The following is a 14,693-nucleotide window of genomic DNA, read 5'->3' as shown; positions in this document are numbered from 1 at the left end:
GCGCAGAGCGTAGCGGCGGGGGTCGGGGCGGGCCGTCCGGCGGCGGGGCGACACGGTGCGGGGTGGTCCGCGTCCCCCGTTCGGACCTCCGTCCGGCGCCCGCCGACCGGGGACGTATCAGGATGAAGTGGCCGGGAGCCCGGTGCGGGGCGGCGCGTGCCGTCCCGGATGCGCGGCAGAGGGGTGCGCCCATGCAGTTCGACGACGACGCCGATCTGGACACCTCGGAGGTCCAGGATGCGCGCGGCGGTCGGATCCCCGGTGGCCGGGCGACGGTGGGCGGCGGCGTGGCCGGTCTGATCGCGCTGCTCCTCGGGCTGTTCTTCGGAGTGGGCCCCGACCAGCTCGGGCTCTCCTCCGGCAACGACGAGCCCGCGGTCTCGTCCTCGTCGCTCGACCAGGTGCAGCAGAGCTGCCACACGGGGCGGGACGCCAACAGCAAGGAGGACTGCCGGATCGTGGCGGTGGTCAACAGCCTCCAGGACTACTGGCGTCCGGAGTTCCAGCGGCGCAGCGGCACGTACTCCCCCGCGCGGACCTATCTCTTCACCGGCCGCGTGAACACCGCCTGCGGCACCGCCACGTCGGCGGTCGGGCCGTTCTACTGCCCCGGCGACCGGAAGGTCTATCTGGACCTGGGCTTCTTCGACGACCTGCGGACCAAGTTCGGCTCCAGCGGCGGTCCGTTCGCGCAGGCGTACGTGGTGGCCCACGAGTACGGGCACCACGTGCAGAACCTGATGGGCACCCTGGGGCGCTCCCAGGACGGGCGCACCGGGCGCGACAGCAACGCCGTGAAGGTCGAGCTGCAGGCCGACTGCTACGCGGGGGTCTGGGCCCGGCACGCGACCCGCAGCCCGGACGAGCGCACCGGCAAGCCGCTGATCACCAGCCTCGACGACGCCGACATCCGGGACGGCCTCGACGCGGCGGCCGCGGTGGGCGACGACCGGATCCAGGAGAAGTTCCAGGGCCGGGTCACCCCGGAGTCCTGGACCCACGGCTCCGCCGAGCAGCGCCAGCAGTGGTTCTACCAGGGCTACCGCAGCGGCGACATGGCACAGTGCGACACCTTCCGCTGACACCGCCGAGACATCCGGCACAGGACATCCAGCACATCCGGCATGAGACATCTGGACGGAGTGATCGGCATGGCAGGCGACACCGCGGGACGGCCGAGCGTCTTCCCCACCCTGCTGTACGCGGACGCCAAGGCCGCGATCAAGCAGCTGACGGAGGCATTCGGCTTCACCGAGCTGAGTGTGTACGAGGGCGAGGACGGCAGCGTCATGCACGCCGAACTGGCGCAGGGCAACGGCGCGGTGATGCTCGGCTCCAAGGGCAGGGGCGGAGTCTTCGACCGGGCGATGGGCGACGCGGGGCCGTGCGGCGTCTACATCGTGGTGGACGACGTCGACGCCCACCACCGGCGGGCGAAGGAACACGGCGCGGAGATCCTGATGCCCCCGACGGACCAGGACTACGGCGCGCGGGACTACCTGGCCCGGGACGCCGAGGGCAACGTGTGGAGCTTCGGCACGTACGCCCCGGACACCCGGGGCTGACGCCCGCTCACTCCCCGCCGGTGTGCACCTGGAAGGCCGCGCGGCGCACCGCCTTGGCGAGCGCCGGGTCCGGGTGGGCCGCGGCCAGGGCGACCAGGACCTGCACGGTCCTGGGGTGGCCGACCCGGCGCACCTCGTCGAGGAGGGCGGGCACGGTGGGCTGGACCGCCGACTCCAGGTGCCGTACGAGGAGTTGGGTCTCGCCGTGGTCCGCGACGGCCGCCGCGGTGTCGACCCACAGCCAGGTGGTCTCCTCGCGGGTCAGCACGAGGTGGACGTCCTCGGGGTCGGCGCCCTCCTGCTCGGCGAGCCAGAGCAGTGCGTAGGGACGCAGGGAGGGCTCATCGACGACCGCCCTGACCTCTGCCTCGGCGGGGGCGCCGACCACCCGCAGCGCCTCGAAGGCCAGGCCGCGCAGCAGGGCGTCCTCGCCGCGTGCCGCGGTGAGCAGTTCGGTGACCGCGCCGCCCACCGTGCGGGCGGCGAGCCAGGCGCGGTACTCGGCGCGGGCCGCGTTGGGACGCAGCCGGGCGCAGCCGCGCAGCATGTCCTCGGCGGCCTGCTCGATGTGCCCGGCGGGGCTCTGCGCGGCGACGCAGATCTGCTCCAGCTTGACCCAGACCGCCCAGCTGCCCAGCGGGGTGAGCGTGGCCTGGCCGTCGGCCCAGGTCAGCGCGCCGACGGCGGCGAGGCCGTGCAGGGCCCAGTCGAGCAGCGCGGGGAGCGGGGCGTCCTGCGGGGTGTCCTGCGGGGTGTCGGCCGCTGCGGCGGGGTCGGGCTGCGGGCCGTAGGGGATCTCGCAGCGTTCGGTGCGCAGCTCGGTGACGCGCTGGTCCAGGAGGTCGAGCAGTTGCGGTACGGGCACGGGGCCGGCCGAGAGCTGGAGCAGTGAGAGGACCTGCGGCATGGCCTCGACGACCTCGGCGACGGCCGCGGGGGCCAGGTCGTCCGGCGCCGGGTGGGCCAGCGACCAGGCGTCGAAGAGGGCGACCCAGCCGCGCAGTACGGCGGTGTCGTCGCGGTCCCAGGCGCGCAGCCGCCAGCCGGGGCGGGCGACGTCGCCGTGCACCTCGACGAGGCCGGCGAGGCGTGCGGTGTCCCAGTCGGCGCGGATCTGAGCGGCGGTCAGGCCCAGCTCGGCGGCGGCCCGTTCGGCCGTGGCGTCGGAGAGCGTGCCCTTGCCGTCGGGCGTGCCCGGGGTGCCGTCCGGGCCGGGGCGCAGCGCGGCGTCCGCCCAGCGGGCGACCCGCGCGGCGTCGGCGAGCCGGACGCGCGCCGCCCCGGCCAGCTCCGCGGGGGCGGGTGTGCCCTCGGGTGGCCGGGGCGCGGGGCGGCGCGTGCGGCGGTTGCTCATCGCGCCGGGGGCGGCCGAGAGGGGGCGCGTTGCGTCGCGCCGGGCCTCTCCTCGCTCTTCGGCCCTCGGGTAGGGCGCGCGGACAAGTCGGAGCCTGGAGTCGCGCGGGGTACGGGACGTCACGGGAACAGTCTTCCTGTTGACGGTCCGAAAACCCAAACGGAATGCGGGTGCAGGGCTCAGACCAGGGGCGTGAGGAAGCGCCGCAGCACCTCTTCGTACCCTTTCGGGTCGGCGTTCCACATGGCGCCGTGCGGGGCGTCCGGCACGGAGTGCAGGGTGACCAGGTCCGGGCGCCGGGCGGCCAGTTGGCGGGAGAGCGCCCAGGGGGCGACCACGTCGTCGGGGCCGTGCACCAGGAGGGTCGGGACCTTCGGCATCCCGGCGCCGGCCGCCGCGAGGATGCGGTCGCCGCGCAGCCCGGTCCGCCCCTGGGCCGCGCGGACCGCAAGCGGAAGGAGCGGTCCGGGGGTGCGGCGGGCGCCGGCGAGGGCGCGCAGGGTGGATTCCCAGTTCAGTACCGGGGAGTCGAGGACGAGTCCGCTGACGCGGTCGCGCAGCGCCGAGTGCGCGGCGGCGTGCAGACACATGGCGGCGCCGGTGGACCAGCCGTGCAGGACGATCCGCCCGGCGCCGTTGCGCACGGCGTGCCGCATGGCGGCGTCCAGGTCGCGCCACTCGGTCTCGCCGAGGTGGCCGAGACCGTCCGGGGAGCGGGGCGCGCCCGGGTCGCCGCGGTAGCCGATGTCGAGGACGGGGACCCGCAGCCGGCGCAGGAAGTCCATCACGACCATGGGGTGTTCCCGGGTGGTGCCGAGGCCGTGCACCGTGATGACCCAGGTGTCGCGGGCGGCGGGCACGAACCAGGCGGGCAGGGCGCCGAGTTCGCCGGGCACGACGACGTCCTCGTAATCGATGCCGAGCGCGGAGCGCGGGTCGCCGACGTACACCTGTGGGGTGAGCCAGACGCGCGCGCCGGGGTCCAGGGAGCCGTGGGTGACGGCTTCGAGGCGGCGTACGACCGTGTCGGCCTCGTGCGGGGCGGCGTCCAGGACGGGGCCGACGATCGCGTGGGTGCCGGGGCCGCTCAGGCCGTATCTGCCGGGGCGGCGGCTCGCGAGGGCGCGGGTCAAGGTGACCTGGCCCGCGGCCGTGGCGTGCACGGTCAGACGGGGCTCGGTCGGCAGGGGACGCCCGACGGGCGCCTTGAGGGCGGCGTCGCTGGCGAACCGGCCCGCCGCGATGGCGGCTGCGGCCGTCCCGAGGGCGGCTGTGACTGCGGTGACGGCCGCTGCCGTCGCTTTGGCTGGGCGCACCGTCCCAGTGTCCGGGGGCGAGGCCCGCGAAGCCAGTGGGCGGTGCCCGCGGGGTGAGCGAACAGCTCAGTTGGCGGACTGTCCGTACCCCTTCAGTTTTCCTTCCGCTTCGCGCAGCTGGTCCGGGGAGAGGAGGGCCGGGGTGCGGCCGGGGAGCGCGGCGGCGGTGAGCCAGAGGCGGCACATCCACTCCAGCTGGGCCGTGCGGTCGTACGCCTGGGCGAGGCCGGCTCCGTAAGTGACCGTTCCGTGGTTCCGGAGCAGGCATCCGGTGCGCTCGCGCAGGGCGCCGAGCATGGCGCTCGCCAGTTCCTCGGTGCCGTAGAGCGCGTAGGGCGCGACGCGCACCGGGCCGCCGAGGGCGGCGGTCATGTAGTGGACCGCGGGGACCTCGGTGACCAGCAGCGACACGGCCGTGGCGTGCACGGCGTGGGTGTGCACCACCGCCCGCGCGTCCGTGGCGCGGTAGAGGGCGAGGTGCATGGGGAGTTCGCTGGTGGGTGTGAGGGCGCCGAGCACCTGGCGTCCTTCGAGGTCGACGCCGACGGCGTCATCGGGGCGCAGCCGGTCGTACGGGACGCCGGTCGGGGTGACCAGGACGGTGTCGCCGACCCGTACGGAGACGTTCCCGGAGGTGCCGACGACCAGGCCGTCCGTCACGGTCCTGCGGGCCGTAGCGACCAGCTCGTCCCAGGCGCGGCCGAGCGCGTCGCGCGTCACCGCATCGTCGGTGGCGCCGGTGTCGTCGGTGCCCTTGGTGGCGCCGGTGTCCTCGGTGGCGTCGGTGTGCCGCTGCTCAGTCATGCGGGGATCCTGCCGGGTGATCAGGATCTCTTCAACGGTGCGGCGGCGGGCCGGGGGCGGCCCGGGGCGGGCGGTCCGTGCGGGGTGCGCCGCCGGATGGCGGAGCCCGACACTCCGGTCGGTTTGCGGGTCCCCCGACACCGCTCCGTACGATCGATGTCGGACACCTGTCCTACCGCTGTACTACCCGGGGCATGGGCACTCCGCTTTGGGTCACCGCACCGCCCGGCCCAGTTCACTTTCCGTTCACCCGGATTGCCTACGTTCCTTGTGCCACTGACGTCCAACAGAAGCCTGGGTAAATGGAACACATCACGCTTCTCCTCGGGATCGTGATCGTCACCGCTCTCGTGTTCGATTTCACGAACGGTTTCCACGACACTGCCAACGCGATGGCGACGACCATCTCGACCGGCGCTCTCAAGCCCAAGACGGCGGTGGCCATGTCCGCCGTGCTCAACCTCGTCGGCGCCTTCCTCTCCGTGGAGGTCGCCAAGACGATCTCCGGCGGCATCGTCAACGAGGACGGCCTCAAGACAGAGGTGATCTTCGCCGCGCTCGTCGGCGCGATTCTCTGGAACCTGCTGACCTGGCTGGTGGGCCTGCCCTCCAGCTCCTCCCACGCGCTCTTCGGCGGCCTCATCGGCGCCGCGGTCATGTCGATGGGCTGGTCGTCGATCAACGGCGGCACCGTCGTCACCAAGATCCTCATCCCGGCCGTCGCGGCCCCGCTGGTGGCCGGCATCGCCGCGACGCTGGCCACCCGCCTGACGTACCGGATCGGCCGCAACACCGACCAGAAGGCCACCGCCAAGGGCTACCGCGCGGGCCAGATCGCCTCGGCGGGACTCGTCTCGCTGGCCCACGGCACCAACGACGCGCAGAAGACCATGGGCATCATCACGCTCGCCCTGATCACCGGCGGCGTCCTGAACCCCGGCGCCAACCCCCCGATGTGGGTGATCGTCTCGGCCGGTGTCGCCATCGCGCTCGGCACCTACCTCGGCGGCTGGCGCATCATCCGCACGATGGGCAAGGGCCTGACCGACCTCGCGCCCCAGCAGGGCTTCGCCGCCCAGACCAGCGCCGCGACGGCGATCCTCGCCTCCTCGCACATCGGCTTCTCGCTCTCCACCACCCAGGTCTGCTCGGGCGCCGTGATGGGCGCGGGCCTCGGCCGCAAGGGCGGCGTGGTCCGCTGGTCGACCGCCACCCGGATGTTCGTCGCGTGGGGCCTGACCCTGCCGGCCGCCGGTCTGGTCGGCGCGGGCGCCGAGTTCCTCACCAAGCAGGGCCCCTGGGGCGTCGCGGCCACCGCGGCCCTCCTGATCGCCGGGGCGAGCGTGATCTGGGCCCTGTCCCGCCGCGACTCCGTCGACCACACCAACGTCACGGACGACGAGATCCGCTCCGGCGACACCCCGGCCGCCGAGCCCGCGGGCGTCGTGACCACCGCGATCGCCGCCGTCACCCCGCCCCCGGTGGGCGCGATGGCCGCCTCCGTCCTGCCGGGCGCCCCCGTCAAGGCCACCGTCTCGGCCCCGACCACCACCACGACCGGTGCCATGGCGGACCCCGCCCGGCCCGCGACCGTGTAAGGACAGACCAGCATGAGCATCGACTGGGCAGCTCTCGGCTCCGTGTTCGGAGTCAGCCTCGCGGTGACCGTGGCCCTGGTGGGCCTGTTCACCCTCGGCATCGTCGGCCTCTCCAAGCAGGAGTCGGCGGCCGCCTCCACCGGTGGCTCCGCGGCCGTGGCGCGCACCGGCGCGTACGCCTGTTTCGCGCTCTGCGCGGCGGCGGTGGCGTACGGCATCTTCCTGATCGTCGCCTGAACCGTCTCCCGACGGCAGCCTTTCCTCGTGGGGCGCGGAGCGTACGGACGCTCCGCGCCCCACGTGCGTGCCCGGACCCGGTGGGGACCTCGCGCGCGGACCCCGCATGTGGGCCCCAACACACTCTCCCGCCGCAGGTCAACGGCGAGTTGACGGGCCTTCGCGGGCCGTGGTGGACTGCCGGGGCCAACCACGGCGGCAGAAGAGGAAGCCGGTGCGAATCCGGCGCGGTCCCGCCACTGTCACCGGGGAGTCCCTCCCCGCGAGCCAGGAACTCTCGCCGCCGATCACGTCGAACCAGGGCGCGGACACCCTGAGTGAGGACATATCGCCATGCTCGGCCGCCCGGTGCCGCCCCTCCCCCTGAGTACGAGCTCGCTCCTCAGCGCGGCGACGGGCTGACCCCGTGAGTGCCGATCGCGACTTCGCGTACGGCGCCGCCGCCGGCCTCCTCGGTGACCTGCTGCTCGGCGATCCCCGCCGGGGCCATCCGGTCGCCGCGTTCGGCCGTGCCGCCGCCGCCGTCGAACGCACGCTCTGGCGCGACCACCGCGGCTGGGGCGCGCTGCACACCGTGGTGTGCGCCGGGGGCGCGGCGGGTGCCGCTGCGCTGGCCACCACGCTCGTACGCCGTTCACGTGCCGGATCCGTCGCGCTGACCGCCGCCGCCACCTGGGCCGTCGTCGGCGGCACCTCGCTCGGCCGGGAGGCGCGGGCCGTCGGCGGGGCGCTGGCGGCCGGGGACGTCGAGGTCGCGCGGGAGCGGCTGCCGCATCTGTGCGGGCGGGACCCGCAGGCGCTGGACGCGGACGGCATCGCGCGGGCCGTGGTGGAGTCCGTCGCGGAGAACACCTCCGACGCGGTGGTGGGGGCGCTCGTGTGGGGCGCGCTCGCCGGGGTGCCCGGCCTCGTCGCCTTCCGGGCCGTCAACACGCTGGACGCGATGGTGGGGCACAGATCGGCCCGCTACCGGCGGTACGGCTGGGCCTCCGCCCGGCTCGACGACGTCTTCGGGTGGCCGGGGGCGCGGCTGACCGCGGGGCTCGCGGCGCTCGCCGGGGACGCGCCGCGAGGGGCCCTGCGCGCCTGGCGCGACGACGCGGGCAAGCACCCGAGCCCCAACGCAGGACCCGTCGAGGCGGCCTTCGCCGGGGCATTGGGCGTCCGGCTCGGGGGGACCCTCTCGTACGGGGGGCGGGTCGAGCACCGGCCGGTGCTGAACGGGGCGGGGCGCGAGGTGCGGGTGGCCGACATCGACCGGGCCGCCGAACTGTCCCGGCGCGTCGGGCTGCTCGCCCTGGGAACGGTGGTGGGCGCCCGCTGGGCGCTGCGGTCGGTGATGTCGCTGCGCTCGGCCAGGTCGGTGCGGTCGGCGAGGTCAGGGAGAGGGAAAGCATGAGCGGTGGACTGCTGGTCGCCGGGACCACGTCGGATGCCGGGAAGAGCGTCGTCACCGCCGGCATCTGCCGGTGGCTGGCCCGCAAGGGCGTGTCCGTCGCGCCGTTCAAGGCGCAGAACATGTCCCTCAACTCCTTCGTCACCCGCGAGGGCGCGGAGATCGGCCGGGCGCAGGCCATGCAGGCGCAGGCCGCCCGCGTCGAGCCGACCGCGCTGATGAACCCCGTACTCCTCAAGCCGGGCGGCGACCGCTCCAGCCAGGTCGTCCTGATGGGCAAGCCGGTGGGCGAGATGAGTGCGCGCGGCTACCACGGCGGGCGGCAGGCGCAGCTGCTGGACACCGTCGTAGGCTGCCTGGAGGAACTGCGCAGCACGTACGACGCCGTCATCTGCGAGGGAGCGGGCAGCCCCGCCGAGATCAATCTGCGGCGCACCGACATCGTGAACATGGGCATCGCGCGCGCCGCCCGCTTCCCCGTCCTGGTGGTCGGGGACATCGACCGGGGCGGGGTGTTCGCGTCGTTCTTCGGCACGACCGCGCTGCTGAGCCCGGCCGACCAGGAGCTCGTCGCGGGTTATCTGGTGAACAAGTTCCGCGGCGACGTCTCCCTCCTCGAACCCGGCCTCGACATGCTGCTCGGGCTCACCGGGCGGCGCACCTTCGGGGTGCTGCCGTTCCAGCACGGGCTCGGCATCGACGAGGAGGACGGGCTGCGGGTCTCCCTGCGCGGTGCCGTACGGGAGTCCGTGGTCGCCCCGCCGGTCGGCGAGGACGTGCTGCGGGTCGCCGTGTGCGCGGTGCCGCTGATGTCCAACTTCACGGACGTGGACGCGCTGGCCGCCGAGCCGGGTGTCGTCGTGCGGTTCGTGGATCGGGCCGAGGAGCTCGTCGACGCCGACCTCGTCGTCGTACCGGGCACCCGCGGGACCGTGCGGGCGCTGGCCTGGCTGCGGGAGCGCGGCCTCGCGGACGCCCTCGCGCGCCGCGCCGCCGAGGGCAGGCCGGTGCTCGGGATCTGCGGCGGCTTCCAGGTACTCGGCGAGCACATCGAGGACGACGTCGAGTCGCGGGCCGGCTCCGTGGACGGCCTCGGGCTGCTGCCGGTACGGGTGCGGTTCGCGCGCGAGAAGACCCTCGCCCGGCCGGTGGGCGAGGCCCTCGGCGAGCCCGTCGAGGGGTACGAGATCCACCACGGGGTCGCCGATGTCCTGGGCGGCGAGCCGTTCCTGGACGGCTGCCGGGTCGGCGAGGTGTGGGGCACGCACTGGCACGGGTCGCTGGAGAGCGACGCGTTCCGGCGCCGGTTCCTCACCGAGGTCGCCCGGGCCGCGGGGCGCCGTTTCGTGCCCGCGCCGGACACCAGCTTCGGGTCACTGCGCGAGGAACAGCTCGACCTTCTCGGCGACCTGATCGAAGAACACGCGGACACGGACGGCCTGTTGGACCTGATCGAGCACGGCGCGCCGGCCGGGCTGCCGTTCATCGCGCCCGGAGCCCCTTCGTGAGCGCCGTCACGCGAGCCGTCATGAGCGCCGTCGTGAGCGCCGCCCCGCACCACCGCATCAAGGAGGCCCTGTGACCACCCCCTATCCGTTCACCGCCCTCGTCGGCCAGGACGACCTGCGGCTCGCGCTGTTGCTGAACGCGGTGTCGCCCGCCGTGGGCGGTGTGCTCGTGCGGGGGGAGAAGGGCACCGCCAAGTCCACCGCCGTGCGCGCGCTCTCGGCGCTGCTCCCCGAGGTGCCGGTCGTCGCCGGGTGCCGCTTCTCGTGCGATCCGGCGGCCCCGGACCCCAACTGCCCGGACGGCCCGCACGAGTCGGGCGGTGCCACCGCGCGTCCGGCGCGGATGGTCGAGCTGCCGGTCGGCGCGTCCGAGGACCGCCTCGTCGGCGCCCTGGACATCGAACGGGCCCTCGCCGAGGGCGTGAAGGCCTTCGAGCCCGGCCTGCTCGCCGACGCGCACCGCGGCATCCTCTACGTCGACGAGGTCAATCTCCTCCACGACCACCTGGTCGACCTCCTCCTGGACGCCGCCGCGATGGGCGCCTCGTACGTGGAGCGCGAGGGCGTCTCCGTGCGGCACGCCGCCCGCTTCCTGCTCGTCGGCACGATGAACCCCGAAGAGGGCGAGCTGCGGCCGCAGTTGCTGGACCGGTTCGGGCTCACCGTCGAGGTGGCCGCCTCCCGCGAGACCAACCAGCGCGTCGAAGTGGTGCGTCGGCGTCTGGCGTACGACGACGATCCCGAGGGCTTCGCCGGCCGCTGGCGCGAGGACGAGTCCGCGCTGCGGGACCGGGTCGTGGCGGCTCGCGCGCTGCTCCCCCAAGTGACCCTGGGCGACGGGGCGTTGCGGCAGATCGCGGCGACCTGCGCGGCGTTCGAGGTCGACGGGATGCGCGCGGACATCGTGATGGCGCGCACGGCGACGGCGCTGGCCGCCTGGGCGGGCCGCACCGACGTGCTGAGCGAGGACGTGCGCCAAGCCGCGCTCCTCGCGCTGCCGCACCGCAGGCGCCGCAACCCCTTCGACGCGCCGGGCCTCGACGAGGACAAGCTCGACGAGACGCTGGAGGAGGCGCGCGAGGACGAGGCCGCCGAGGAGCCGGAGCCTCCGGAGGGGGACGACGACCCCGATGGCGACGGCCCTGACGGGGGCGGCCCCGGTGGCGGGCAGCCCCCGGCCGACGGCCCCGAATCCCCCGAACTGCCGTCCCAGAGCCAAGGCCCCGACACGGATCAAGCCTCACCCCCGCAGGAGCCCGCACCCGCGCCGGGCGCGCCGTCCGGGGCGGGCGAGCAGCAGCCCGTGCGCGCGGCCGAGCCGTTCCGCACGAAGATGCTGAGCGTGCCCGGCATCGGCGAGGGCGCGGCCGGGCGGCGCTCGCGGGCCCGCACCGAGCACGGCCGCACGACGGGCTCGCGCCGCCCCCAAGGCGCCCTGACCAAGCTGCACTTGGCGGCGACGGTGCAGGCCGCGGCCCCGCACCAGAAGGCCCGCGGCCGCTCCGGGACCGGTCTCGTCGTACGCCGTGACGATCTGCGCCAGGCGACGCGCGAGGGCCGCGAGGGCAATCTCGTGCTGTTCGTCGTGGACGCCTCCGGGTCGATGGCGGCGCGGCAGCGGATGAGCGCCGTCAAGGGCGCCGTGCTCTCGCTCCTCCTCGACGCCTACCAGCGGCGCGACAAGGTGGGGCTCGTGACGTTCCGGGGCCAGGACGCCGAGGTGGCGCTGCCGCCGACGTCGTCGGTGGACGCGGCCGCGGCCCGCCTGGAGACCCTGCCGACGGGCGGCCGGACGCCGCTGGCGGCGGGCCTGCTGAAGGCGCACGACGTGCTGCGGATCGAGCGGCTGCGGGACGCCGCGCGCCGCCCGCTGGTGGTCGTGGTGACGGACGGGCGCGCCACCGGAGGGGTCGAGCCGGTGGCCCGCGCGGGCCGCGCGGCGCGGCTGTTCGCGGCCGACTCGGTCGCCTCGGTGGTCGTCGACTGCGAGTCGGGTTACGTACGGCTGGGCCTCGCGGGCCAGTTGGCGGGCGAGCTCGGCGGGACGGCCGTGACCCTCGACGAGCTGCGGGCGGACTCCATCGCCGGCCTCGTCAAGGACGTACAGACCATGAACTCGCCTTCGAGGAGGGCCGCTTAATGCCGCAGGGACAGCCGAGCGTCGTACCGGACGACGGGCTCACGACGCGCCAGCGCCGCAACCGTCCGCTGGTGTTCGTGCACACGGGCATCGGCAAGGGCAAGTCGACGGCCGCGTTCGGGCTCGCGCTGCGGGCCTGGAATCAGGGGTGGCCGGTCGGTGTCTTCCAGTTCGTGAAGTCGGCGAAGTGGAAGGTCGGCGAGGAGAACGCGCTGAAGGTCCTCGGCGCGTCCGGCGAGGGCGGCACGGTCGCCTGGCACAAGATGGGCGAGGGCTGGTCCTGGATCCAGCGCGCCCCCGCCGAGGGCGAGTTGACCAACGAGGACAAGGCCCGCGAGGGCTGGGAGCAGGTCAAGCGGGACCTCGCCGCCGAGACGTACAAGCTGTACGTCCTCGACGAGTTCGCCTACCCGATGCACTGGGGCTGGATCGACGTCGAGGAGGTCGTGGAGGTGCTGCGCGACCGCCCCGGCACCCAGCACGTGGTCATCACCGGCCGCAACGCGCCGCAGCAGCTGATCGACTTCGCCGACCTGGTCACCGACATGTCGAAGGTCAAGCATCCGATGGACGCGGGCCAGAAGGGCCAGAGGGGCATCGAGTGGTAGCTCGCCTCGTCGTCGCGGCGCCGTCGTCGGGCAGCGGCAAGACGACCGTCGCGACGGGCCTGATGGCCGCGTTCGCGGCGGCCGGGCTCGCCGTCTCCCCGCACAAGGTGGGCCCGGACTACATCGACCCGGGCTACCACGCCCTGGCGACCGGCCGTCCGGGCCGCAACCTCGACGCGTACCTGTGCGGGCCCGACCTGATCGCGCCGCTGTTCGCGCACGGCTCCGCCGGCTGCGATCTCGCCGTGGTCGAGGGCGTGATGGGGATGTACGACGGGGCTGCGGGGCAGGGCGAGTTGGCCTCCACGGCCCAGGTGGCGAAGTTGTTGCGGGCGCCGGTCGTGCTGGTCGTCGACGCGTCCTCGCAGTCGCGGTCGGTGGCGGCGCTGGTGCACGGCTTCGCGTCCTTCGACCCCGAGGTGCGGATCGCCGGGGTGATCCTCAACAAGGTCGGCTCGGACCGGCACGAGATGCTGGTGCGGGACGCCCTGGACGAGTCGGGCGTGCCGGTGCTCGGCGTGCTGCGCCGCGCCCCCCAAGTGGGCACGCCGTCCCGGCACTTGGGCCTGGTACCGGTCGCCGAGCGGCAGCCGGAGGCGGTGGAGTCGATCGCCGCGCTGGCCGCGCAGGTACGGGGCGGGTGCGACCTGGACGCGCTTCTCGCGCTGGCCCGTTCGGCACCGGACCTGCGGGGCGAGCCCTGGGACCCCGCGACGGGGCTCGGGGAGTCACCGGCTTCGCCTGGTTCGTCCTCAAGCGCCGGACGGGCTGGATACCCCCCGGCCGGGCCGGGGAGGCCCGTCGTCGCCGTCGCCGGTGGGGCCGCCTTCACCTTCTCGTACGCCGAACACGCGGAGTTGCTGCGGGCCGCCGGAGCCGAGGTCGTCGCCTTCGACCCGCTCCGCGACGAACAACTCCCCGACGGGACCGCCGGACTGGTCATCGGGGGCGGGTTCCCCGAGGTGTACGCGCCGGAGCTGTCCGCCAACGAGCGGCTCAGGAAGGCCGTGGCCGAACTCGCGCTCTCCGGGGCGCCGGTGGCCGCCGAGTGCGCGGGGCTGCTCTACCTCTCCCGCGAGCTCGACGGGAAGCCGATGTGCGGGGTGCTCGACGCCGACGCTCGGATGTCGGAGCGGCTGACGCTCGGGTACCGGGAGGCGGTGGCCGTCTCCGACAGCGTGCTCGCCGTCGCCGGCACGCGCATGCGGGGGCACGAGTTCCACCGCACCACCGTCGAGCCCGGCGCGGGGCCGACGCCCGCCTGGGGGCTGCACGCGCCCGAGCGGCGCGTCGAGGGCTTCGTCCGGCGGAACGTGCACGCCAGCTATCTGCACACGCACTGGGCCGCGGAGCCGGGCATCGCGCGCCGGTTCGTCGAGAGCTGCGCGCCGTGAGCGTACGCACCGCTCCCGGTGGCTCAGCCCGCGAGGCCCACCACCAGCCAGATGAACGCCGCACCCGCCACCGTGCACAGCAGCGTCGAGCGGGCCGGGTGGTCGTGGTGCGCCTCGGGCAGGATCTCGGCAGCCGCGAGGTAGAGCAGCGCGCCGCCGAAGAAGCCGAGATAGCCGCCGAGCAGTTGCTCCGGAATGGTGAAGAGCAGCGTCGACGCGGCGCCCACCACCGGGGCCGCCGCGTCCGCGAACAGCATGGCGAGCGCCTTGCGGCGGGCGTTCCCGTACAGGCTGGTGATCGTGTACGTGTTGAAGCCGTCCGCGAAGTCGTGGGCGACGACGGCCAGCGCCACGGCGACGCCCATGCCGCCGCCCACCTGGAAGGCGGCGCCGATCGCGACGCCGTCCATGACGCTGTGTCCGACCATCGCGGCGGCGGCCGTGAGCCCGACCTCGGGGGCCCGCTCGTGCCCGTGCCCGTCGGCGCCGTGCGCGGCCTGCCGGCCGGCGAGGAGGCGTTCCACCAGATGGGCGACGAGGAAGCCGGCGACGAACAGGAGCAGGGCGGCCGGTACGCCGAAGACGAGGCCGCCCGCCGCGTCCAGCGCCTCCGGCAGCAGGTCGAGGCCGACGACGCCGAGCATCAGGCCCCCCGCGAGACCCAGCACGAGATGGCGCCGGTCGGTGACCCGCTGGGCCGTCCAGCCGCCCACCAGGGTCATGAGAAAGGCGCCGAGCGCCACGAACACCGCCATGGGCCCTTGCTATCCGAT

Annotated in this window: 13 protein-coding genes and 1 riboswitch; of the genes, 9 read left to right on the top strand and 4 right to left on the bottom strand. The window is 74.4% G+C overall.

The window, feature by feature from the left end:
• Positions 1-191 precede the first annotated feature (191 nt).
• Both ACFYO9_RS31420 and ACFYO9_RS31415 read left to right on the top strand, forming a co-directional pair.
• Positions 192-1,082, top strand: coding sequence for a neutral zinc metallopeptidase (locus tag ACFYO9_RS31420; protein WP_358777486.1), 891 nt, complete (start codon positions 192-194; stop codon positions 1,080-1,082).
• Positions 1,083-1,151: 69 nt separating this feature from the next.
• A complete protein-coding gene (locus tag ACFYO9_RS31415; protein ID WP_355818682.1) occupies positions 1,152-1,565 on the top strand; it encodes a VOC family protein in 414 nt (137 codons plus the stop codon).
• A gap of 7 nt (positions 1,566-1,572) precedes the next feature.
• Here the strand turns inward: ACFYO9_RS31415 and ACFYO9_RS31410 are convergent, their stop codons facing one another.
• The 3 genes from ACFYO9_RS31410 to ACFYO9_RS31400 form a co-directional block, all read right to left on the bottom strand.
• Entirely contained in the window at positions 1,573-3,042 is a 1,470-nt protein-coding gene (locus tag ACFYO9_RS31410; protein ID WP_358777485.1) for a hypothetical protein, read from the bottom strand.
• A 56-nt stretch (positions 3,043-3,098) separates the two neighbouring features.
• Positions 3,099-4,235 (bottom strand): hypothetical protein, encoded by a 1,137-nt coding sequence (locus ACFYO9_RS31405; protein WP_355818677.1) that lies wholly within the window; start codon positions 4,233-4,235, stop codon positions 3,099-3,101.
• Positions 4,236-4,301: 66 nt separating this feature from the next.
• A complete protein-coding gene (locus ACFYO9_RS31400; protein WP_358777484.1) occupies positions 4,302-5,039 on the bottom strand; it encodes a class II aldolase/adducin family protein in 738 nt (245 codons plus the stop codon).
• A 302-nt stretch (positions 5,040-5,341) separates the two neighbouring features.
• Here ACFYO9_RS31400 and ACFYO9_RS31395 point away from each other — a divergent pair, with 302 nt between their 5' ends.
• The 7 genes from ACFYO9_RS31395 to ACFYO9_RS31365 all read left to right on the top strand — a co-directional run bounded on the left by ACFYO9_RS31395 (position 5,342) and on the right by ACFYO9_RS31365 (position 13,920).
• Positions 5,342-6,637, top strand: a complete 1,296-nt coding sequence (locus tag ACFYO9_RS31395) for an inorganic phosphate transporter (RefSeq protein WP_355818672.1) — start codon at positions 5,342-5,344, stop codon at positions 6,635-6,637.
• 12 nt (positions 6,638-6,649) lie between these two features.
• Complete coding sequence (locus ACFYO9_RS31390) at positions 6,650-6,874, top strand: hypothetical protein (protein ID WP_355818669.1); 225 nt, start codon at positions 6,650-6,652, stop codon at positions 6,872-6,874.
• 202 nt (positions 6,875-7,076) lie between these two features.
• Positions 7,077-7,151, top strand: a riboswitch (cobalamin riboswitch).
• A gap of 129 nt (positions 7,152-7,280) precedes the next feature.
• Positions 7,281-8,273 carry a cobalamin biosynthesis protein gene (locus ACFYO9_RS31385; RefSeq protein ID WP_355818666.1) on the top strand — a complete coding sequence of 331 codons (993 nt, stop codon included), beginning with the start codon at positions 7,281-7,283 and terminating at the stop codon, positions 8,271-8,273.
• Positions 8,270-9,778, top strand: a complete 1,509-nt coding sequence (locus tag ACFYO9_RS31380) for a cobyric acid synthase (RefSeq protein ID WP_358777483.1) — start codon at positions 8,270-8,272, stop codon at positions 9,776-9,778. The genes ACFYO9_RS31385 and ACFYO9_RS31380 overlap by 4 nt, the downstream gene beginning before the upstream one ends.
• Positions 9,779-9,848: 70 nt before the next feature.
• The gene (locus tag ACFYO9_RS31375) at positions 9,849-11,918 is read left to right on the top strand and encodes a putative cobaltochelatase (protein ID WP_355818660.1); all 2,070 of its coding nucleotides are present in this window, start codon (positions 9,849-9,851) and stop codon (positions 11,916-11,918) included.
• Positions 11,918-12,526, top strand: coding sequence for a cob(I)yrinic acid a,c-diamide adenosyltransferase (cobO, locus tag ACFYO9_RS31370; protein WP_358777482.1), 609 nt, complete (start codon positions 11,918-11,920; stop codon positions 12,524-12,526). The genes ACFYO9_RS31375 and cobO overlap by 1 nt, the downstream gene beginning before the upstream one ends.
• Positions 12,520-13,920, top strand: coding sequence for a cobyrinate a,c-diamide synthase (locus tag ACFYO9_RS31365; RefSeq protein WP_358777481.1), 1,401 nt, complete (start codon positions 12,520-12,522; stop codon positions 13,918-13,920). Before cobO ends, ACFYO9_RS31365 begins: the two co-directional genes overlap by 7 nt.
• A 23-nt stretch (positions 13,921-13,943) precedes the next feature.
• Here ACFYO9_RS31365 and ACFYO9_RS31360 read toward each other — a convergent pair whose 3' ends face one another.
• Positions 13,944-14,675 (bottom strand): ZIP family metal transporter, encoded by a 732-nt coding sequence (locus tag ACFYO9_RS31360; RefSeq protein ID WP_358712711.1) that lies wholly within the window; start codon positions 14,673-14,675, stop codon positions 13,944-13,946.
• Between the last annotated feature and the right edge of the window lie 18 nt (positions 14,676-14,693).

The organism is Streptomyces sp. NPDC005863 (assembly GCF_042871345.1).
Classification (GTDB): Bacteria; Actinomycetota; Actinomycetes; order Streptomycetales; family Streptomycetaceae; genus Streptomyces.
Note: the sequence above shows the minus strand (reverse complement) of the source record. Positions and strands in the feature narration are given on the sequence as shown.